The 21,573-nt window shown below is 37.2% G+C and carries 19 protein-coding genes; 4 read left to right on the plus strand and 15 right to left on the minus strand.

Annotation, left to right across the window (positions count from 1 at the left end; genetic code table 11):
- Positions 1-18 precede the first annotated feature (18 nt).
- From KHA93_RS08040 to bcd, 6 genes are all read right to left on the minus strand, one after another.
- Complete coding sequence (locus tag KHA93_RS08040) at positions 19-1,437, minus strand: methylmalonyl-CoA mutase family protein (RefSeq protein ID WP_213110271.1); 1,419 nt, start codon at positions 1,435-1,437, stop codon at positions 19-21.
- 245 nt (positions 1,438-1,682) lie between these two features.
- Positions 1,683-2,927, minus strand: a complete 1,245-nt coding sequence (locus KHA93_RS08045) for a dihydrolipoamide acetyltransferase family protein (RefSeq protein WP_213110272.1) — start codon at positions 2,925-2,927, stop codon at positions 1,683-1,685.
- A gap of 34 nt (positions 2,928-2,961) precedes the next feature.
- Positions 2,962-3,945: an alpha-ketoacid dehydrogenase subunit beta gene (locus KHA93_RS08050; RefSeq protein ID WP_213110273.1), complete on the minus strand. Its 984-nt coding sequence runs from the start codon at positions 3,943-3,945 to the stop codon at positions 2,962-2,964.
- Positions 3,946-3,960: 15 nt separating this feature from the next.
- The gene (locus KHA93_RS08055) at positions 3,961-4,968 is read right to left on the minus strand and encodes a thiamine pyrophosphate-dependent dehydrogenase E1 component subunit alpha (protein WP_213112825.1); all 1,008 of its coding nucleotides are present in this window, start codon (positions 4,966-4,968) and stop codon (positions 3,961-3,963) included.
- Between the two features lie 39 nt (positions 4,969-5,007).
- Positions 5,008-6,435: a dihydrolipoyl dehydrogenase gene (gene lpdA / locus KHA93_RS08060; RefSeq protein ID WP_213110274.1), complete on the minus strand. Its 1,428-nt coding sequence runs from the start codon at positions 6,433-6,435 to the stop codon at positions 5,008-5,010.
- 143 nt (positions 6,436-6,578) lie between these two features.
- Complete coding sequence (bcd, locus tag KHA93_RS08065; RefSeq protein WP_213110275.1) at positions 6,579-7,682, minus strand: branched-chain amino acid dehydrogenase; 1,104 nt, start codon at positions 7,680-7,682, stop codon at positions 6,579-6,581.
- 141 nt (positions 7,683-7,823) lie between these two features.
- Here bcd and KHA93_RS08070 point away from each other — a divergent pair, with 141 nt between their 5' ends.
- Positions 7,824-8,066 (plus strand): DUF2627 domain-containing protein, encoded by a 243-nt coding sequence (locus tag KHA93_RS08070; RefSeq protein WP_213110276.1) that lies wholly within the window; start codon positions 7,824-7,826, stop codon positions 8,064-8,066.
- A gap of 40 nt (positions 8,067-8,106) precedes the next feature.
- On the opposite strand, the gene KHA93_RS08075 is transcribed toward KHA93_RS08070, so the two are convergent.
- The 8 genes from KHA93_RS08075 to KHA93_RS08110 all read right to left on the minus strand — a co-directional run bounded on the left by KHA93_RS08075 (position 8,107) and on the right by KHA93_RS08110 (position 17,010).
- The gene (locus KHA93_RS08075) at positions 8,107-8,832 is read right to left on the minus strand and encodes a glycerophosphodiester phosphodiesterase (RefSeq protein ID WP_213110277.1); all 726 of its coding nucleotides are present in this window, start codon (positions 8,830-8,832) and stop codon (positions 8,107-8,109) included.
- A gap of 129 nt (positions 8,833-8,961) precedes the next feature.
- Positions 8,962-9,747: a sporulation transcription factor Spo0A gene (spo0A, locus tag KHA93_RS08080; RefSeq protein ID WP_213110278.1), complete on the minus strand. Its 786-nt coding sequence runs from the start codon at positions 9,745-9,747 to the stop codon at positions 8,962-8,964.
- A 245-nt stretch (positions 9,748-9,992) separates the two neighbouring features.
- A complete protein-coding gene (spoIVB, locus tag KHA93_RS08085) occupies positions 9,993-11,279 on the minus strand; it encodes a SpoIVB peptidase (RefSeq protein WP_213110279.1) in 1,287 nt (428 codons plus the stop codon).
- Positions 11,280-11,388: 109 nt separating this feature from the next.
- Positions 11,389-13,083 carry a DNA repair protein RecN gene (gene recN, locus KHA93_RS08090; protein WP_213110280.1) on the minus strand — a complete coding sequence of 565 codons (1,695 nt, stop codon included), beginning with the start codon at positions 13,081-13,083 and terminating at the stop codon, positions 11,389-11,391.
- Positions 13,084-13,102: 19 nt separating this feature from the next.
- On the minus strand, positions 13,103-13,552 hold the full coding sequence (ahrC, locus tag KHA93_RS08095; protein ID WP_213112826.1) for a transcriptional regulator AhrC/ArgR: 450 nt from the start codon (positions 13,550-13,552) through the stop codon (positions 13,103-13,105).
- Between the two features lie 104 nt (positions 13,553-13,656).
- Positions 13,657-14,490, minus strand: coding sequence for a TlyA family RNA methyltransferase (locus KHA93_RS08100; protein ID WP_213110281.1), 834 nt, complete (start codon positions 14,488-14,490; stop codon positions 13,657-13,659).
- A 3-nt stretch (positions 14,491-14,493) separates the two neighbouring features.
- Entirely contained in the window at positions 14,494-16,386 is a 1,893-nt protein-coding gene (gene dxs / locus KHA93_RS08105; RefSeq protein WP_213110282.1) for a 1-deoxy-D-xylulose-5-phosphate synthase, read from the minus strand.
- Between the two features lie 9 nt (positions 16,387-16,395).
- Complete coding sequence (locus tag KHA93_RS08110; protein WP_213110283.1) at positions 16,396-17,010, minus strand: hypothetical protein; 615 nt, start codon at positions 17,008-17,010, stop codon at positions 16,396-16,398.
- Between the two features lie 1,097 nt (positions 17,011-18,107).
- Between KHA93_RS08110 and KHA93_RS08115 the strand changes: the two genes are divergently transcribed.
- From KHA93_RS08115 to KHA93_RS08125, 3 genes are read left to right on the plus strand one after another with little or no spacing between them, the layout of a single operon-like run.
- The gene (locus KHA93_RS08115) at positions 18,108-18,485 is read left to right on the plus strand and encodes a BlaI/MecI/CopY family transcriptional regulator (RefSeq protein ID WP_349772270.1); all 378 of its coding nucleotides are present in this window, start codon (positions 18,108-18,110) and stop codon (positions 18,483-18,485) included.
- A gap of 1 nt (position 18,486) precedes the next feature.
- A complete protein-coding gene (locus KHA93_RS08120; RefSeq protein WP_213110284.1) occupies positions 18,487-19,998 on the plus strand; it encodes a M56 family metallopeptidase in 1,512 nt (503 codons plus the stop codon).
- Positions 19,995-20,537, plus strand: coding sequence for a hypothetical protein (locus KHA93_RS08125; RefSeq protein ID WP_213110285.1), 543 nt, complete (start codon positions 19,995-19,997; stop codon positions 20,535-20,537). The genes KHA93_RS08120 and KHA93_RS08125 overlap by 4 nt, the downstream gene beginning before the upstream one ends.
- A gap of 151 nt (positions 20,538-20,688) precedes the next feature.
- Here KHA93_RS08125 and KHA93_RS08130 read toward each other — a convergent pair whose 3' ends face one another.
- Complete coding sequence (locus KHA93_RS08130; RefSeq protein WP_213110286.1) at positions 20,689-21,573, minus strand: polyprenyl synthetase family protein; 885 nt, start codon at positions 21,571-21,573, stop codon at positions 20,689-20,691.

Genomic DNA, 21,573 nt, shown 5'->3' on the forward strand with positions numbered 1-21,573 from the left:
AATCGGGTTTATTTTCCATTAAAATCCCCCGCTTTCACTTTTTTCTGCAAGTCTAACCTGAACTAATGGTTCAATCTTCACTGTATCTTCCGGATTATCATATACAGGTTTAGATTTTTGCCAAGATGGTAAACTCGAATCTTGCTTAAACGCATTAACACCAATCATTACTTTTTTTCTTGTTTGAATATCTTCCAATCTTTTCGTCAAAACCTCTTTTACTATGTTCTGAAACCATCCACTTTGTAAAACGGAATATATTCCGCCTTTTTTATCAATCATCTGAAAAAGCTCCCAAGCCTTATCAACAAGATTAGTCGTTAGCACTTCAGTATAAAATGAGCCTCCGGAAGGATCGATTACTTTATCTAGATATGCTTCTTCACGAAGCAGTAATTGAGTGTTTCGGGCAATTCGCATCGCAAATTCATCTGTAGGATAGGAAACACTCTTAAATGGCTTTACATGTAAGAAGTTAACTCCACCAATCACGGCAGCAAAAGCTTCATTGCCTGATCGAAGAATATTCGTATATGCGTCTAATACAGATTTTGTAAAATTGGACGTTTCTGCACTGATCAAAGGAAAGCATAGTTCAAAAGGAACATTATAAGCAGAGGTAATGGTTTTCCATAATATTCGGAATGCTCTTAGTTTAGCAATTTCCATAAAAAAGTTGCTTCCTATCGAAAAATGGAAAATCATTTTTTGCATTGCTTTACGAGGTTCCCAGCCTATCTTTCGCAGTTCTTCAATAACCAATACTGCTTCTGACAATGAAGCAGCTAGTTCCTGAACAGCATTTGCCCCACTATTATGATAAGGAGTGCTATCGATTAATATGGTCCGCAAACTAGGAAATTTAGCTTCAAGCTTGGAAATCATTTGTTTCCACGCTTCCCATGATTGACCCTCTTGTTTATATAAATATCCTTGCTCCAGCTGTGATGAAATAATATCAAAAGCTACAGCTCCAGAAACATGATCAGCATTCATTTGTAAAAGTTGATGTGCAATTGATTGATAGTGGTAATTCGTAAAAATCATTATTGGAGTGCTACTTAAATTAAAAATCTTATTTATTTCGGCAAAATCCACTTTATGAATATCGTTTAAATGATCAGCATCAAAAGAAACTGTTTCTTGGCCGAGTTCTTTTGCTTCCAACATGAGACGTTTAAGATCATCCCAATTATGGCTACATAATTTTTGAGCAATTTTCCAATTGTTGTTTTCAAAAACTCCTCTAAAACACGAATCTTCTACTCTATTATCTATATCATTTTTTGTGTAAATGGGAGACAGCTTAATCTCTTCATACGTTTCTTTATAAAGCGCTTCCAAAGAATTGCTCTTTAATGTCTTTAAAGCAGCTTGTTCCCATGCTTCATAGCTAGCTTTTGGAAAAACTGCATTTTTAATATCATGAATGGACATGGAACTAACCAACCCCCAATCAATTTCGCCGATATCTTTATTTTAGTACAATAACTAATTCTGAGCAAAAACAAATTAAAAAGAAGCTGTTACCAGGTAACAAGCTTCTAATTGTTTAGCTATGATAAGTCAACTCTGTATAGCGAAGAAAATGGGCTAAGGGAGACTCCACAGGCGCTTCGGCGCTGAGGAGGTTCCCCGGCACGCCCGCGGAAAGCGAAGCCCCTGGAGCAACAAACCCTCTTTTAATATACAGATGTATTTTCTTTCGGAATATTTTCCAGTATTTCTTTTACACGTTGCAAGAAACGACCGCAAATGAGACCATCTAGGACTCTGTGGTCGAGTGAAAGACATAGATTCACCATATCCCGTATCGCGATTCCATCGTTGACGACGACTGGGCGCTTAATAATGGATTCAACTTGTAAAATCGCTGCTTGCGGATAATTAATTATCCCGATTGACTGAACCGAACCGAATGATCCGGTGTTATTAATCGTGAAGGTTCCTCCTTGCATCTCTTCACTTTTCAATGTTCCATTCCGAACTTTTTTTGCAAGATCTGTTATATCTCTTGCAATTCCTTTTATTGATTTTTCATCTGCGTGTTTAATGACAGGAACGAATAATTCTTCTTCTTTTGCAACTGCGATAGAAATATTGATATCTTTCTTCTGGATGATTTTATCCCCTGCCCACATCGAGTTGATCATTGGAAATTCCTTTAAAGCTTGGGCAACAGCTTTTACGAAGAATGCAAAATAAGTCAAACTGAAACCTTCACGCTCTTTAAATTCTGTTTTTAATTCATCTCGGTACTTGACTAAATTTGTTACGTCCACTTCCATCATCATCCACGCATGAGGAATTTCCGACTTACTGCGTAGCATTTTTGTTGCAATCGCTCTTCTAACACCTGATACAGGAATTTCAATATCTCCAGCCATCGTATGAACAGGTTCTGGTTTCTTGGCTGGGGCAATAGGTACCGCGCTTTCCTCTACTTTTGGAATCTCGTTCGCATCAATAAGTCTTTGCAAATCTTTTCTCGTAATACGACCTTCTTTGCCTGTTCCTTTGACTAAAGATAAATCGATGCCATGTTCTTGAGACATACTTAAAACGGCTGGTGAATACCTAGTTTTACCTATAGACTGCTGACCATTTATAGCGGTAATCGTGGAATGATCAACATTAGCTTCTTTATTTTCAACCGTCTTTTCATTTGTAGCATCTTCATCCGCTTCATCTGTTTGAATTGTACAAATTGTTTCTCCAACAGCAAGAGTGGTCCCTTCTTCGACTAACAACTGATCAATCGTTCCCGTAAAAGAGGACGGTATTTCTGCATTGACCTTGTCTGTCATTACTTCTGCTAATGGATCATATTTATTCACATGATCACCAGATTGAACGAGCCATCTGCTGATAGTTCCTTCCGTAACACTCTCACCGAGCTGGGGCATAGTAATGTTTTTTATTGACAATATGATTTCCTCCTTTTCGCCTCCAATGTACGGCTCAATATTCAGCTAACTCCCGCATGGCATTTTCAACTTTTTCAGGATTGACCATGAAAAACTTTTCTAATGGTGGAGAATACGGCATGGCAGGAATATTCGGACCAGCTAATCTCATGATAGGGGCATCGAGATCGAACAGGCAATGTTCTGCAATGATGGCAGAAACTTCACCCATGATGCTACCTTCTTTATTATCCTCTGTTAATAGCAATACTTTCCCTGTTTTTGACGCTGCTTCTATAATCGCTTCTTGATCTAGTGGATAGACAGTCCGTAAATCCAAAATGTGTGTTTCGATTCCATCTTGAGCAAGGCGCTCAGCAGCTTGTAAAGCAAAATGAACACAAAGCCCGTAGGTGATGACTGTGATATCATCTCCTTCACGTTTTACATCCGCTTTCCCAATTGGGAGTACATAATCCCCATCAGGTACTTCACCTTTTATTAGTCGATATGCCTTTTTATGCTCCAAGAATAGCACTGGATCATTATCACGAATGGCAGCTTTTAATAAGCCTTTTACATCATAAGGAGTGGATGGCATTACTATTTTAAGCCCTGGTTGATTGGCAAAAATAGCTTCCACTGATTGAGAATGATATAAAGCTCCATGAATTCCGCCACCATAAGGTGCTCTAATGACCATAGGGCAGCTCCAATCGTTATTTGAACGATATCTAATTCTGGCAGCCTCCGAAATTATTTGGTTGACCGCAGGCATGATAAAATCGGCAAATTGCATTTCTGCAATGGGACGATAACCATACATAGCTGCACCAATTCCCACACCCGCAATTGCTGATTCTGCCAGTGGAGTGTCTAAGACCCTTTGTTCGCCAAACTGTTCATAAAGCCCTTGGGTCGCTTTAAAAACCCCGCCTTTTTTGCCTACGTCTTCACCGAGAATAAAAACTTTTTCATCTCTTTCCATTTCTTCACGGATTGCCGCAGTGACAGCTTCAATATATGATATAACAGCCATTATTTATTCCCCCTATTACTCCGCAGCGTATACGAATGGTAAAGCATCCTCTGGATTTGGATATGGAGCTTTCTCCGCATAGTCCGTCGCTTCGTTTACTTGTTTCATGATACGATCATTAATTTCTTTTTTGCCTTGCTCATCTAATAATCCGTTATCACGAAGGTACGCTTCAAAAAGTAAAATCGGATCCTCTGATTTAGCCTTCGCCAATTCATCTTCAGTTCGATAGCTACGATCGTCATCATCTGAGGAGTGGGAGGTTAAGCGATGGCTTATCGTTTCGATAAGACTAGGACCTTCACCACGTCTTGCTCTCTCTACGGCTTCTTTCATAACCTTATAAACCTCTAGAGGGTCGTTCCCATCAACTGTTACTCCAGGCATGCCATATCCGATTGCACGATCAGATACTTTTTCACATGCAAGCTGTTTATGTACAGGCACGGAGATAGCATACTGATTATTTTCACATAAAAAGATTACAGGTAGTTTATGAACTCCTGCAAAATTTAATCCTTCATGAAAGTCCCCTTGGTTGGAAGAACCTTCACCAAATGATACAAACGACACAAGATCACTATTTTCCATTCGTGCAGCCAACGCAATACCAACTGCGTGTGGAACTTGAGTTGTTACAGGTGAAGAGCCCGTTACGATTCTATTTTTTCTTTGGCCAAAATGTCCGGGCATTTGACGTCCACCTGAATTTGGATCCTCTGCTTTTGCAAATCCCGAAAGCATAATCTCAGTAGGAGTCATCCCAAATGATAAAACAACACCTAAATCCCTATAATATGGGAGTATGTAATCTTTTTCCTTATCAAGAGCGAATGCTGCTCCGATTTGGGCTGCTTCTTGCCCTTGACATGAAATGACAAAAGGTATTTTTCCGGAACGGTTTAAAAGCCACATTCTCTCGTCTATCCGACGGGCTAGTAACATCATTTCATACATATCTAAAACTTGCTGATCGCTAAGGCCTAGTTCAGTGTGTCGATTTATTTGTCGATTTATTGCCATCATGATCCCTCCTTGTACACATTACAAACAAAAAATAACTTAATTATGAATGGACAATCCATCTACTGCCAATGCTGCTTCCCCAATAGCTTCACTTAATGTTGGATGTGGGTGGATGGTGTTACCTACTTCCCATGGAGTTGCGTCCAGTACACGGGCAAGTCCCGCTTCAGAAATCATATCCGTTACATGTGGTCCAATCATCTGAATTCCTAAAATATCATTCGTACGATCATCGGCTACAATTTTTACGAAACCTTCTGCATTTCCAACGACTAGTGCTTTACCTACAGCTTTAAAAGGAAATTTTCCTATTTTCACTTTATAGCCTTTTTCCTTCGCTTCTTTCTCAGTAATCCCGACACTGGCAACTTCCGGTGAACTATATATACATTTAGGGATGTTTTCATAAACAATAGAATCTGGATTCAAGCCAGCTATATGTTCCACTGCTTTTATTCCTTCTTGTGAAGCAACATGGGCTAATTGCAGACCACCGATTACGTCACCAATGGCATATATATGGGATTCCTTTGTTTGGAAAGAAGGATTCACTTTAATGGACCCATTTTTATTCAGTTCAATATCAGTATTTTGAAGCCCGATATTATCACTATTCGGTTTCCTGCCAACTGAAACTAGAATTTTTTCTGCTGAAAATGTTTGAATTTGTCCTTTTATTTCAGCATTGATTTGTACTTGCTCTTCTTTTATTTCAATGGATTCCGATAATACTTTCGCATTTGTCACTATATTTATACCCTTTTTTTGTAAAAGACGGGTAAGTTCCTTGATTATTTCCTCATCTTCATTAGGGATAATTTGCTCGGCATATTCAATAACCGTTACATTTACTCCAAAATCAGCAAGCATTGACGCCCACTCTATACCTATAACTCCCCCACCTATAATCGTGATAGATTGAGGTAGCTTCTCCATTTCGATTGCCTCATCTGAAGTTAACACGTAGGTCCCGTCAATCTCCAAACCCGGTAAAGAACTTGGTCGAGAGCCCGTCGCAATTATAATATTTTTTGGAATTAACATTTCATTTTCCGACCCATCTGCCATTTCGACAGAGATTGTACCAGGAATGGGAGAAAAAATAGATGGACCTAATATTCTTCCAAACCCATTATACGTATCTATTTTTCCTTGCTTCATCAAGTATTGAACGCCTTTGTATAGCTGATTAATAATACTCGATTTTCTTTCTTGAACCTTTTTAAAGTTAAGTTCAATACCAGTTGTGAATACTCCAAATTCCTCACTCTTTTTCGTTAAAGAGAAAACTTCTGCACTTCTAAGCAAAGCTTTACTTGGAATGCATCCTTTATGTAAGCATGTACCACCTATTTTTTCCTTCTCTACAATAGCTGTTTTCAACCCAAGCTGTGCTGCACGAATAGCGGCTACATAACCACCAGTTCCCCCACCTAGGATGACTAGATCATACTCTTGTGCCAATATTTATCCCTCCAATTACTTAAGACTAGCTAATGCTTAAAATGTTTTTCTCCATAGAAGAAGCTGTCCTTAAGCATTTTGCTTTTCTCCACCAATGTCAACGGGGAATTATCCAGCTTTCGGGACAGCTCTTTAATCAATCATCAAACATTCATTCGATTAGCCAATATATGCTTATTATTTAGAAGGAATTGACTTCTTGAACTTCTAATTTTTTCAATTCTTTCTTCTGCCATTCTGTCAGCAGCAACATATGTGGGAATACTATCCCGCTTTGATATTTCAATTACTTTTGCGACATTATTATAGATGGTTTCAACCTTTTTAAGTGCACGCTCTTTGTTATATCCATATAATTCATCAGCTACATTAATAACTCCACCCGCATTAATAACATAGTCGGGAGCATATACAATGCCCATTTCATGTATTTGGTCACCGTGCTTTGTATCTTTTAGCTGGTTATTAGCAGATCCCGCAATGACCTTCACCTTTAATTGTGGAATGGTTTGATCATTAATAATGGCACCAAGCGCACATGGTGAAAAAATATCGGCTTCGACTCCATAAATATCATTAGGGTCTACTGCTTTTGCTTGGAATGCTTCTACAGCACGATTGACGGCATCTTTATTAATATCAGTAACATAAAGGCGCGCTCCTTCTTCATGTAAATAACGGCAAAGCTCAAATGCAACATTTCCTACGCCTTGAACGGCAACAGTTTTACCTTCTAGAGAATCAGATCCAAACGCTTCTTTTGCAGCTGCCTTCATTCCAACATAACAACCATAAGCTGTTACTGGAGACGGATTGCCGGATGAGCCAAATGCTGGCGAAATCCCTGTAACAAAGTTTGTTTCTTCATGAATGATATCCATATCTTGAACAGTCGTTCCGACGTCTTCTGCCGTAATATATCGACCATTTAACCCTTGGATATAACGGCCGAAAGCACGAAACATTTCTTCATTCTTATCTTTCTTTGGATCACCAATAATAACGGTTTTTCCGCCGCCGAGGTTTAATCCTGCGGCAGCATTTTTATATGTCATCCCTCTTGCCAATCGAAGGGCATCTTCAATGGCTGCTTCTTCATTTTCATATGTCCACATCCGAGTGCCACCGAGTGCAGGGCCTAGAGTTGTATCGTGGATGGCAATAATTGCCTTCAAACCAGACTTTTCATCTTGGCAAAATAATAATTGTTCATAATCATACTTCACCATATATTCAAAGATTTTCATTTTTTACCTCCACTAATTTCTTATGACCTTATCATGATACCTAATCATAATTATATTGTAACGAAAAGGCAGTTCCTTGACAAATCTTACTGTTGTTATATGATTTTTTTAGTATGAGTTATAAGGAGTCGATATATCCGAATGGGAAGAGTTATTGCATTACTACTACTATTAATTCCCGGTATTTTTGCGGGCTACGGTATAAAATTAATGCGAGATATGCTTTTTGGGAAATTACAAGCCCCTTTTCCATATTTATGGATGCAGTTTCTCGCGGGACTTATTTTTTTTGTATTAGGTTTAGGTTTTATTGCAGGTTTTATTTTGCATCGTGACCGAAAAAGAAATCAAGTTCAGGAACGATTTAAACTGAAAAAACGCTAATTTTACAGAGGAGCATTGGCAATGGCCAAGCTCCTCTTAATTATTTTCCTCTTAGCTTTACTGCCCTTTCAGGATAGTCAGTAATAATGGCTGAACAATTTATTTGCAATAGTCGTTTGATATCACGTTCTTTATTAACTGTGTACGGGCGAACCGCAATTCCTTCATCCATTGTTGCTTTTATAATGGAATCTGAGACAGATTTATACTTTGGATGAATCCCTCTAGAACCTAAGCATTTTGCGTACTCCCAAGGCTTATATAAAAGATCGCTATAAAGAGGGGCCGTCTCAATTTCAGGCCAATTATTAACGATATAGACAAGTGAATAATGATTAAATGAAGAAATGATAATTCGGTCTTCATAATTAAACTCTTTAATTAACGCGATTACTTTTTCTTCCAATCCTTCATACGGTAGATCATTATTTTTCAGCTCGATGTTACAAATTAAATGATTTCCATCCATCCATTGAAATACTTCCCTTAATGATGGGATTCTAGCTGTTTTTTTGAAAAAATGCTTATAGTGATAATTCGCTTTTAATTTTTTTAATTCTTCCATTGTAAAATCAACTACTCTTCCGGTTCCATCAGTCGTCCGATCGACAGTAGTATCGTGAATAACCGCAATATCCCCATCTAGAGTTAAATGAACATCGAGTTCTATTCCATCAGCGCCAAAAGCTTCAGCTGCAATAAATGATTCCATTGTGTTTTCTGGATGTGTTCCAGCAGATCCTCGGTGTGCTAATATAATCGTCATCTTTGTCACCGCCTAATTGTGTATATTACCATCATACCCTGCATTCGCAAAAGTTGATAACAGTTTTTCAATAGAAATAAAAAAACCTGTCCAAGTGTATAAAGGACAGGTTTTTTATGTTGGAAACGTTTACGAAGCTTTATGTTCTAATCTTAGTTTATCAGCAACCATCGCAATGAATTCACTATTAGTAGGCTTCGCCTTCGACATACTTACTGTATAGCCAAATAAGGAAGATATGGAATCAACATTTCCTCTACTCCATGCCACTTCAATTGCGTGTCTAATCGCCCTTTCAACTCTGCTAGCTGTTGTATTGAATTTTTTTGCGATATCTGGATAAAGGACTTTAGTTATAGAGCCGAGCAGTTCAATATCATTATAAACCATTGAAATCGCTTCTCTTAAATATAAATACCCTTTAATGTGAGCCGGTACACCGATTTCGTGGATGACGGATGTAATACTTGCCTCTAAGTTTCTTGGCTTTGACTCTGAATGGCCTTTCGCAGAAGTTGAAGTTTTTCTTTTAACTTGTGTTGCTTTTCCACTTACTTGGCGAATATGATTTGCTAAGTGCTCCATATCAAAAGGTTTTAGAATAAAGTAAGAAGCGCCAAGTTCCACAGCTTTTGTAGTTACATCTTCTTGGCCAAAAGCCGTAAGCATAATTACATTTGGAAACGTTACGTTAGATTCACGTAGTTGTTCTAATACACCAAGCCCATCCAAATGAGGCATAATAATATCTAAAATTAACACATCAGGATTCGTATCTTCTACTAGTTGCAAGCAATCTTGTCCGTTGTGGGCTGTACCTACAACTTCCATATCTTCCTGAGATGAAATGTAATCATCTAATAATCCAACTAGTTCACGATTATCATCTACAATACAAACTTTGATTTTTTTCACAATCCATTTCCTCCTCAAATCCAAAAATAATTCAAAATAATGTCATTAATAGTTAAATACGCCAAAGATGATGAAATTCCTTTAAAATTTTTCAAAATAAATACAAAGTATTATAATATCTTAAATTTCCTTCCATTTGCTCCGTTTTTCGACAGCTTTTGATAAAAAGATATAGAATTGTCGAATAATCTTTATTTACCTCATTATGGCTCATTTAAACAATAAAAAAAAGAGGGTGAGCACCCTCAACTTGCTTTTTCAGATTTTTTATCGTAAATATTGATCCCTGCTTCATGAAGCATCCATTCAATGTGAACACCGTAACCAGAAGTTGGGTCATTTACAAATACATGTGTAACCGCTCCAATGATTTTTCCATTTTGAATGATCGGACTGCCACTCATCCCTTGGACGATGCCCCCAGTTTTGCTTAGTAATTTTGGATCCACTACTTTTATAACCATGCCTTTTGTAGCAGGAAACTTTTGTGGGATTGTGCTAACAACCTCAATGTCGTATTGCTCCACCTTATTTCCATCCACTACCGTTAATATTTTTGCAGGACCTTCTTGAACTTGATTCGATAATGCGATCGGCAGTGGCTTATCGATGATGCCATTTTTTATATTTTGTTTTAGTTCTCCAAAAATCCCAAATGGACTATTCGTCTTAATATTTCCGATTACATTTTTATTTGAAGAAAAACGAGCTAACTTCTCCCCAGGTGCTCCATTTTTTCCTTTTTCAATTGATGTAACGGTTGAATTGACAATTTGTCCATCGTCCACAACGATTGGTTTTTTCGTATCCATATCGGAAATGACATGTCCCAAAGCTCCATACTTTTTCGTTTTCGGATCATAAAAGGTCATCGTCCCTATACCAGCAGCTGAATCACGTATATACAAACCTAATTTATACGTTTTTTCTTTTTCATCCAGTAAAGGATCAAGAGATGCATCAAACGTTTCTTTACCTCTTTGAATTGTTATTTCGAGCTTTTTCCCTTGTTTCCCAGCCTCATTCACAAATGAAGCTATTTCAGCCATATGATTAATCTTTGTCCCGTTTATTTTCGTTATTATGTCTCCCACTTTAACCCCTGCTGCTTCACCAGGAGATAGTTTTTCATTATTCGCAGATACTAAATGGTGTCCGACTACGAGTACACCTAGAGTATTTAATTTTACTCCGATTGATTGACCGCCGGCATAAACTTTAAAGTCCTTTAAGACATTTACGTTGACTTGCTTGACAGGAAACCCAGCCATTTCTAAAAATATTTTATCTTTACCAGCTTGTTTCCCTTGAAGTGCAACAGCTTGCTTACTTTCTTCAAAATCAATATGTTCACTTGTTGAAGGTGCAGAAACATTTACTGCCTTTGTTTTTGAAATATGATATTTCTGTCCTTCAAACAAGGTAATTTGACTTGGAATTTGCAGATATTGTTGAAATGGCTTATAAACAATTAGCAATAAAAGTGAAACAAGGAGAATTCCACCTGTTATTTTTCTAATATTTTCAAACATCCTTTTGATCACTCTCCTCGCTTTCTAGCCCACAATTATAATTTAGCCTGCTTTAGGTTCATTTATAAGTGGAAGCAAGGAAAAAAGCTGTCCAATGAAGGATAGCTTTTCAAGTTAACTTTATAGTATAGGCAATATCTAGTAATTCTTTTGCATGTTTTTTTGTTAAATCCGTTATTTCGACCCCTGAAATCATTCGAGCAATTTCTGAGATTTTTTCATTCTTTCCTAAAATCGTCAAAGATGTTCTTGTTCTTCCTGAAATGGCTTCTTTTGAAATTAATAGATGAGTATCTGCCATTGCAGCTACTTGAGGGAGATGTGAAATACAAAGTACTTGAGAATGTTTTGATACTTGATAAATTTTCTCAGCAATTGCCTGTGCAACCCTTCCACTTACTCCTGTGTCAACTTCATCAAAAATGATGGATGTAATACCTTGATGTTTAGAAAAAATGGTTTTTAATGCAAGCATCATTCGAGATAATTCCCCACCTGAAGCTACCTTTGATAAAGGTTTTAACGGTTCTCCAGGATTAGTGGAAATGTAGAAGATGACATCATCCATTCCATCTTTGCCAAATTCCGAATTATTTACCGCATCCTTAATAAAAATTGGTTCAAAAATGGTTTTATCCATATACAGCTCTTTTAACTCCATATGGATTGCAGCTGTTAATTTATCAGCCCACTTTTTCCTTATATCACTTAACTGTTTTCCTTCAAGTGCCAAATCATCTTCAAGCGATGAAAGTTTTGATTCAAGTTCTCCAATTCGAGCATCTCGATTTACTAGCATTTCTATTTCTTCTTCTATTTTTGAACTATATTCAAGAATTTCTGAAACAGAGGATCCGTATTTTCTTTTCAACTGGTTAATTTCGTTTAATCTTCCTTCGATCACATTTAGTCGTTCTGGATCAAATTCTAAACGTTCTAGCTCACTTCTTAGTTTGTCTGCTGCATCCTCCAATAAATAATAACTATTAGCGACTGATTCCAAAACATCTTCATATTGCTTGTCTATGTCAGCTGCTGTCTCCAAATGACTCATTGTATGACTAATGAAATCAAGTCCATGCTGTTCCCCTTGGAGCCCTTCGTAACCAGCTTTTATCGCAGCAAATATTTTCTCAAAATTAGCTAGTTGTCTTCTTTCATCGTGTAAACTTTCATCTTCATTCATTTTCAAATCAGCTTGACGAATTTCTTGAAGTTGAAATTGTAATAAATCAAGCCGGTGTGCCATCTCTTGTTCATTGAGCTTAAGCTGTTTTATCTTTTTTAACGTTGTATCATATTGTCTATAAATTTCTCTATAATTTTTCAATGCTTGTCCTATTTCAGTACTTCCATATTGATCCAATAACGATAGATGGGAAGACTCGTCCATTAATTCCTGATGCTCGTGCTGACCATGAATATCAATTAAAGAACTTCCTATTTCTCGTAAAGTTGAAATAGTGATAAGTTTACCATTTACCCTACATACACTTTTTCCACTACTTGAGATTTCACGCCTTAAAATCATCATGCCTTCTTCAATTTCAATCCCAAATTCAGCTGCCTTTTTATTACAAGGGTGGTCTTTGTCAAGGAAAAATAGCCCTTCAATATCTGCTTTATGTTCACCGTGTCGGACAAATTCGGCTGAACCACGACCACCAACTAGTAAATGCAATGCGTCAATAATAATAGATTTTCCTGCACCGGTTTCACCTGTAAGGACGGTTAACCCTTTTTCAAAGGAGACGGTGACTTGGTCAATAATGGCAAAATTCTTGATAGATAGCTCTTGTAACAAGAGTGTTTCCCCTCACTTCCTACAGCATCTCTATAAACTTCTTGTTTATCGAAATCGCATCTTCATTTGTTCGACAAATAATCAGACATGTATCGTCTCCACAAATGCTTCCCATAATCTCATTCCAATCAAGATGATCAATCAATGCCCCAATTGCTTGAGCATTTCCAGGGAGAGTTTTCATAACGAGTAGGTTTTGTGCACAATCGATACCAACAAAAGAATCAGTAAGTGCACGCTTTAATTTTTGAAGTGGATTGAAGCGTTGATCCGCAGGTAAACTATATTTGTATCTACCATCAGGTAATGGAACTTTGACAAGGTGAAGTTCTTTTATATCTCTAGAAACGGTTGCTTGAGTGACGTTATAGCCATCATTTTTTAAGTTTTCGACTAACTCATCCTGTGTTTCAATTTCTTTAGTTCCAATCAATTCACGAATTTTAATATGACGTTGCCCTTTAGTCATCATTCATCCCATCCTTAAAATAATCACGTGCATTTTTATACTTATTTATTCATTATAAAAAATAAGATTAAAAAGGGCAATCCTTGTGGAGTGCCCTTTTTATGCTAGTTTTTTAATTGTAAATGTGCTTCTTGGACAATATCATGAATACTTACAGATAAACGATCTGTTCCTTGCTTTTCAATTTGATCGTTTTCAGACCATAGTAAATGCATTAAAAATTCGATATTTCCTTCTCCACCCGTTATCGGAGAATACGAAAGATTGAGGACATCGTAACCTTCTTGAAGAGAAAAATCCTTAATCTTACTAATCACTTCTTCATGTATTTTAGGGTCTCTTACAATTCCTTTTTTTCCAACTTGATCTTTCCCTGCTTCAAATTGTGGTTTAATTAAAGCAATGATATCACTTTCGTTACAGAGTAGTTGTTTTAATACTGGAAGAATTAGCTTTAAGGATATAAATGATACATCAATGGTAGCTAAGTTCGGCATTTCTTTAATAAAATCGGAAGGCTTTACATATCGGAAGTTTGTTCTTTCCATAACAACAACACGTGGATCGTTTCTTAACTTCCAAGCGAGCTGATTATAGCCAACATCAAGCGCATATGACGACTTAGCTCCATTTTGTAATGCACAGTCTGTAAAGCCGCCTGTAGAAGCTCCTATATCAAGCAAAATCTTGTTTTGAACATTAACATTAAATTCTTTTAATGCTTTTTCAAGCTTTAGTCCGCCTCTACTTACATAAGGTAAGATATTCCCTTTAATTTGTAAGGGAATATCTTCATTTACCTTTTCACCGGGCTTATCAAGTCTTGTTTCATTAGAAAAAACAATTCCGGCCATAATAGCCCTTTTAGCCTTTTCACGAGTCTCGCTTAAGCCTCTTTCGACTAATAAAATATCAAGTCTTTGTTTTTTAATTTTCATACGTTACGCCCTTTTTTTCTTCTCTGGCAACATAGAATGAAGCTTTAAAGCAATTTTATCAGTGGTCATGCCAATCTCATTCAAAAGTTCATTAACGTTGCCATGCTCGATGAATTTGTCTGGTATACCAACACGTTCAATCATTGCGTTATGGAATCCTTGATCGTGGGCATATTCCAATATGGCGCTTCCGAATCCACCTTGTAAAATCGCCTCTTCAATCGTTAATACTGGCATTCCTTTTTTAAAAATATTATAAAGCATCGCTTCATCAAGCGGCTTAATAAATCTAGCATTAACTACTTGGACAGATACTCCCTGCTTTTCCAATATTAAAGCTGCTTCCATTGCCATTGGGATTGTAGTTCCGAAAGTCAGGATTGTGGCATCCGTTCCTTTTCTAAGAATTTCCCACGTCCCAATTGGAATTTGTTTTAACTCGCTATCCATCGGAACCCCATAGCCATTTCCTCGAGGAAATCTTAAGGAAATAGGACCGTCGTCGTATTTCAAAGCGGTATACACCATATGTTGGCCCTCATTTTCATCCTTTGGCATCATTAACACCATATTAGGTAAATGCCTTAAAAATGAAATGTCAAATACACCTTGATGGGTTTCTCCATCCGCACCAACAAGACCAGCTCGATCAACTCCGATAAACACATTCAAATTTTGTCTGCATATATCGTGTAAGACTTGATCATAAGCTCTTTGCAGGAAAGTAGAATATATAGCAAGGAATGGTTTCATTTTTTGCGTAGCAAGTCCCGCTGCCATTGTGGCCGCATGTTGTTCGGCAATACCAACATCAAAAAAACGATCTGGAAATTCTTCTGCAAATTTCTCAAGTTTTGATCCAACAGGCATAGCTGGTGTGACTGCTACAATCCTCTTATCTTTACGAGCTAACTTTCGAACCGTTTCACTAACAAGCGAACTCCAAGAAGGTGCTGAATTAACGGACTTTATTATATCGCCTGTTTCAATTTTATATTGGCCAATTCCATGCCATGTACCAATTCGATCATCTTCCGCCGGACTATAACCTTTTCCTTTTTTCGTGATGACATGAAGAAGGACAGGTCCATCCGTTTTCTTAGCGTACTGGAAGTTTTCAAACAAATCGTTAAAATTATGACCGTCAATAGGACCAAAATACGTAAATCCCATTTCCTCAAAAAATACGCCTGAAGTAAGTAGGTACTTTAAGCTGTCTTTCACTTTTTCAGCAGTAGAAGCTAGCTTTCCTCCAACCGCAGGAATTTTCTTTAATAAATACTCAAGTTCATCTTTTGCCCATTTATATTTTCCTGCTGTTCTTAATTTCGATAATACGTTATGAAGGGCACCAACATTAGGAGCGATGGACATTTCATTATCATTCAGTATAACTGTAATATTTTTTTGACTATCCCCTATATGATTTAAAGCTTCAAGCGCCATACCACCAGTAAGCGCTCCATCTCCAATTACTGGGATCACGAAATTGGATTCGCCTTTAATATCGCGTGAAATCGCCATTCCCATAGCAGCGGAGAGCGATGTAGAGCTATGACCCGTTTCCCACACATCATGAATACTTTCAGACATCTTAGGAAATCCGCATAGACCTTTATATTGTCTAAGGCTATCAAATTGAGCTGCTCTTCCTGTTAATATTTTATGGACATACGATTGATGACCAACATCCCATAATATTTTATCTTGTGGGCTGCTAAAGCATTTATGAAGGGCAAGTGTCAATTCGACAACACCTAAGTTGGGGCCAATATGTCCACCAGTTTTTGATAATTTTTCTATGAGGAATTTCCTAATTTCTGAGCTTAATTCCTCAAGTTCTGCATTATTCATTTTTTTGAGAAATGAAGGGTCTTTAATTGATAAAAGATCCAAAAGGACCACTCACTTTCGTTTTTTGGAATTATTCTTTGTTTTTTTTCTCTTATTGTCCTTTATGATTGTGATATGAAATTTTTCTTCTAGAAATTGTAATAATTTCCCTACACGAAATATTATATCCCGGGAATATTTAATCGCAAATGATTTACCGAATGCTTTCCCACCTACTGTAACAGCTGCAATCAAACTCGTCAAACCAACGTTGATTCCATATTCTAAAGGCGAATTATTGGCTATTTCCATACTACTAGAAAGTTGAATAATAACGAGTGCTGCTGCTGTTCCACTGATGATTCCTGAAATATCTCCAATGACATCATTACAGAAGTTGGAGAATTTGTCAGCATTCCTTACAATCCTTATGGAATGTTTCGCTCCATAGACCTTCCTTGCAGCCATGGAGTGAAAAGGTGTTTCATCAGCAGCTGTGGAAGCTATTCCTATCATATCAAAAATAATTCCTATAAGGACAATGAAAAGAACAACAAGAAGTCCAAAGGTCCATGATACACCATGTAAGGCCCCAGTAGAAGCGATTGAAAAAATAGCCGCTAGCACAAATGTGATAACGGCTATACTAATACTCCATTTAATTGATTTATTTACCATTTCTTTCATAAAAGAATTTTTCACCATTTTCAGTAAGTATAGGTTAGATGGCCATAATAAGAGTAAAAATTACGGCTTAGGTCCAGTAGGTTTTCCCAGACAAGTACCAGATGTCGCCATCTTGGTGGTTTCCCATTAAACTCATCTTGACAGTGTCACCAGCTGTCAGACTGGATTGCCACTTAGTCCGCACTATAATCCTCATATTATGTCCGTAAGGAACAGTCTAGGAGATTTCCTCAACAATCTTTAACCTGATTCCTAGCCTCTTTTGCAAAACCGATTTCATATGGACGAAAGAAATCAGGACGATGGCCAACCGTTCCGAATTCCTATAACCATAATCCCCTCAAGCTTCACTCAAGGCAGGCTACGCTGCTTGTGATGCCCTCATCACGTCGCAGGTCTATACTTCGTTTTTCATGCATATGCATTTTAGCTAGCTGAAATGGACGAAGCCTCCGCGGTAAAGGGTCTACGCCCACATGCCTTTGTGGATCGCCCTTACACCTTTACTCCCAGCTCCGACCCAAGCCTGGGCGGCTCAAGCCGGAACAAGGAACTTCATCGATGTGCCCTTTAGTGAATTTTTAGGCCCACCTTCAGAACCGGTAGATTGACTAGAATACTGCACCATCCAACATTCTGCTCAAATTATATCATATTTTCAATTTATCTTCAATTTGACATGCGGTCAGTTTTATTAAGCTAAAACAATAAATACTCAAGAAGATATTAACTTTTTGAGAAGAAAAGAGCATACGTAAGATTATTACATTTCATGTAAATTATGTTTTGCAGGTTTTGTAAGAAGATATTTCTCCCCCATCATAAGATTGAACCAGTAATTGTGGTAGACAATTTTATTTATATTTGGACAAACGAATAAAACATCTCTTCAGCTTACGGACAAACTGTTGTATGTGACTTTGCCTTGCTTACATCATTTACACCGAGTAAATAAAGGTAATATTCAATTATCCATATATAGAAAGACTTTTTTTTAAAAAATACTATAAATTCTTTTGCTAAATCTGTTGACATTTTTTAGAATTTTAAGTAAATTAAAATTAAACTTACAGTTGTAATCCCTTGGAGGTGAAAAAGTGAAGGAAGAAGCTCCAAAAATTACTGAAGCAGAATGGTTTGTTATGCAGGTGTTTTGGAAATCCGATTCTTTAACGATGAGTGAAATTATTTATGAGCTCACGCAAAGCACGGACTGGAAACCGAAAACGATTCAAACGCTTGTCACCCGTTTAGTGAATAAAAAAGTAGTTGGTTATCAGCAAGAAGGAAGAAAACATCGATACTTTGCACTTGTTTCAGAAGAAGAGAGTATAAAAAACGAATCTGAATCTTTTTTGCATAGAATTTTCGGTGGATCGCTTCAACCTATGCTTGTTCATTTAGTTAAGACCAATAAACTGTCCCAAGATGATGTCGAAGAATTAAAGCGTTTACTTGACGAAAGGAGGGATTGAGATGGAACAGTTTCTTACCATACTCGTTCATTGTTTTAAATGGACGCTTGTTACTTCCTTACTATCGAGTATAATCGCTATATTTATTTTAATGATCCGTACTTTATTCAAGAAAAAACTTCAACCTAGATGGTTCGTCTCGCTTTGGCTCATCCTTGTCATACGGCTAATGCTACCTTGGATACCTGAGAGCTCCTTCAGTTTATTTAACTTATTTACGCCGAGTAAATCCGATGTATCTATACCCTTTCAATTAAATCATACCCTTTATTCTGAGCCATCATTTGTAACCCTTCAACCAAGAACAGAACTAGATACAAATACAACTTCCGGGAATCCCACTTCAAGTAATCTTCATCCTATAATTATAATTGCCGCTTTTATATGGCTGGCTGGCATGGTAATTGGAATCATTCAGCTTTATCGCTCTAATCGTCAATTCAGCAAATGTCTACATTCCGCTATATCAATTTCGGATACTTCTGTTCTAGAACTATTTAATATTTGTAAACAGAAATCAAAAACTAATTATGACATTCAACTTATGGCAAGCCCCGCAATATTTTCTCCTGCATTATACGGTTTGTGGAGGCCAAAGTTAATTCTGCCTTCCGAACAGTTGCAGGAGTATAGTAAGAAAGATTTAACCTGTATTTTTTATCATGAGTTGGCACATTTTAAGCATCGCGATATTGGTATCAATTGGTTAATGATGATTATGTTGCTGCTTCACTGGTTCAATCCTTTACTTTGGTATTGTTACTCTCGCATGCGTGAAGATCAGGAGCTTTCGAGCGATGCCTTTGCCCTATCAAAAATTGGGAGTGATGACCCAGTGGTGTATGGATACACCATATTAAAAGTAATTCAAAGTAATATGGATTTACCGCAATTTCCGAGAGTAGCAAATTTTATTTCCACCAAATCTCAAATGATGAGGAGAATGAAGATGATACGTTCATTTCGTAAAGAAAATCGTAGATGGTTTATAGTTGGTATTTTCCTTGTGGCGATAGTATCAGCTGTATCGTTATCAAACGCAAAAATATTTTCCAAATCTGTTACAGTGAGCATCCCTGCTGGATGGGAGGTTTTTCAACAAGCAGAAGCTGAAATGATTTATGTCCCGAAAGAACAGAGCGGCGAATATGGACCGTTGAACATAACTGTTGGGAATTATAAAGAACTAGAGAGAGAGACAGGAAATATGATAATGCAACTAGAACATTATAAACAGTCCGATAATCTAGAGTCCTGGCTAAAGAGGATGCGTGACTCTGCTGCCCGGGACGGAGTGGACCTTCAGCAGATAACTGACCCGGAAATAGGACCATTATTAATCCAGCAAGATGAGGACTATATTCATGTGCTTTCGTTTTTGTATGGATCGCAGCCTAAGGTCATCTCATTATTAGCTGGCGGAAAATATGCTGATTTAGATGTTATCAAGCAAGAAGGTGTTTATAAGATTTTTAAACAAATGGTATCTGAGGTACAGAAAGGCAGTAAATGATGAAAAAAGAATTATGGTTAATTATATTCTTTTACGCAGTACTATTAGCTGGATGCTCCCTTCTTTTCAATCACTTTTGGTATAATAAAAATGAAAAGGAATATAATTTGTCGGTTGGGCTAAATGAAACTCAAGAAACCAACGGTGTTAGATTGATATTATATCAAGTCAATTACAGCTATGAATGGAATTCACAACTACTTACAGTGTACTTCAAACTTGAAAATCAAGAGAACTCTCCTGCTATACTAACACTAAGGAAAAATGAAGATACATCGGAAAATGTTCTCCAATTGAGGAATCCGAAAGAGCACTTTCCCTTGTCAGGATATGGTTTGAATGATGATGTAGGAAAAAATGAAGATGAAACGGTTATTTTCTCTTTTTCAGCTGGAAAGGAATCCACTTTTGAAGCAACATACTTTTTAAAAGACATCAAGCTATTTGAGGATTTAGAATGTTACATCCCACTTTTTATAAACAATGAAAAAATAGAATTTAATTTTCCAATCCCTTCTCCTGAGCAAATTGAAGATTAAATACGGGAGAATGAATATGGACTAAACTGCCATGAAAACTTCTTTTATCAAGAATAAAATCCCCTAAAATCCACTTAGTTATGATATTGGGTGAATTTTAGGGGAAACCAATTAGAAAATATTACTATAAGAAAATTGGAATGAATCGAAATTATCGATCTCTCCCCGCTACAACATCCGTAAGGTATTGTAGTAAGTCTGTTTTTAGGTTTGTTTTAGAAAGCGTCTCTTTTGCTTCGTGAATATGATGAGCTAAATGTTCTTTTGCTCCTTCAAGAGAAAGTAAAGATGGGTATGTGCTTTTCTTTTTTTCAATATCACTGCCGATCCGTTTCCCTGTGATTTTTTCGTCACCGATCACATCTAGGATGTCGTCACTAATTTGAAAAGCGAGTCCAAGATGGCGAGAAAATTTCTCGAATAGATCCAGTTCATCTTCTGTTGCGCCGGCTATTTTCGCTCCTGCAATAATGCTGTAAGTGAGAAGGCGCCCTGTTTTATGATTATGGATGTATTCTAATTCCTTCAAATGCAATTCTTGATTTTCCGCTTGGATATCTGCAACCTGACCTCCAACCATTCCTTCTGGACCAGCACAAGTTGATAACATTTTCATCAGCCATATTTTTTGGTGATGATCTAAATGCTCATCTTCCGCAATAAGTTGAAAGCTATATGTCAAAAGTCCGTCTCCAGCTAATATAGCAAGGGCTTCCCCAAATATTTTATGATTGGTAGGTTTACCACGCCTTAAATCATCATCGTCCATACATGGGAGATCATCATGGATTAAAGAATATGTATGGATCATTTCCAATGCACAGGCCGTTGATAAGCCCTTTTCAGGATTTTTTTCATAAGCATCGATTGCAGCAAAAAGGAGAATCGGCCGAATCCTTTTTCCTCCTGCAGTTAATGAATACAACATTGCACCTTTTAATGCCTGTGGAGCGTTTAGCTTATGAATGGATGCAGATAGCTCCTTTTCAAGTATATCTTTATACTTGGATATGAATGTCTCGTGTTGGACTGTCAA

The organism is Lederbergia citrisecunda, assembly GCF_018343695.1.
Lineage (GTDB): Bacteria > Bacillota > Bacilli > Bacillales > Bacillaceae_C > Lederbergia > Lederbergia citrisecunda.

Excerpts from the sequence above, each read along its gene's own strand:
- KHA93_RS08070 (WP_213110276.1), top strand. The coding sequence starts at position 7,824 with ATGGGAAGAGTTATTGCATTACTACTACTATTAATTCCCGGTATTTTT.
- ahrC (WP_213112826.1), bottom strand. The coding sequence starts at position 13,552 with ATGACTAAAGGGCAACGTCATATTAAAATTCGTGAATTGATTGGAACT.
- KHA93_RS08075 (WP_213110277.1), bottom strand. The coding sequence starts at position 8,832 with ATGACGATTATATTAGCACACCGAGGATCTGCTGGAACACATCCAGAA.
- KHA93_RS08055 (WP_213112825.1), bottom strand. The coding sequence starts at position 4,968 with ATGGCAATAAATCGACAAATAAATCGACACACTGAACTAGGCCTTAGC.
- spoIVB (WP_213110279.1), bottom strand. The coding sequence starts at position 11,279 with ATGTTTGAAAATATTAGAAAAATAACAGGTGGAATTCTCCTTGTTTCA.
- KHA93_RS08120 (WP_213110284.1), top strand. The coding sequence starts at position 18,487 with ATGGAACAGTTTCTTACCATACTCGTTCATTGTTTTAAATGGACGCTT.
- KHA93_RS08125 (WP_213110285.1), top strand. The coding sequence starts at position 19,995 with ATGATGAAAAAAGAATTATGGTTAATTATATTCTTTTACGCAGTACTA.
- KHA93_RS08110 (WP_213110283.1), bottom strand. The coding sequence starts at position 17,010 with ATGAAAGAAATGGTAAATAAATCAATTAAATGGAGTATTAGTATAGCC.
- KHA93_RS08100 (WP_213110281.1), bottom strand. The coding sequence starts at position 14,490 with ATGAAAATTAAAAAACAAAGACTTGATATTTTATTAGTCGAAAGAGGC.
- KHA93_RS08040 (WP_213110271.1), bottom strand. The coding sequence starts at position 1,437 with ATGTCCATTCATGATATTAAAAATGCAGTTTTTCCAAAAGCTAGCTAT.
- bcd (WP_213110275.1), bottom strand. The coding sequence starts at position 7,682 with ATGAAAATCTTTGAATATATGGTGAAGTATGATTATGAACAATTATTA.
- KHA93_RS08050 (WP_213110273.1), bottom strand. The coding sequence starts at position 3,945 with ATGGCTGTTATATCATATATTGAAGCTGTCACTGCGGCAATCCGTGAA.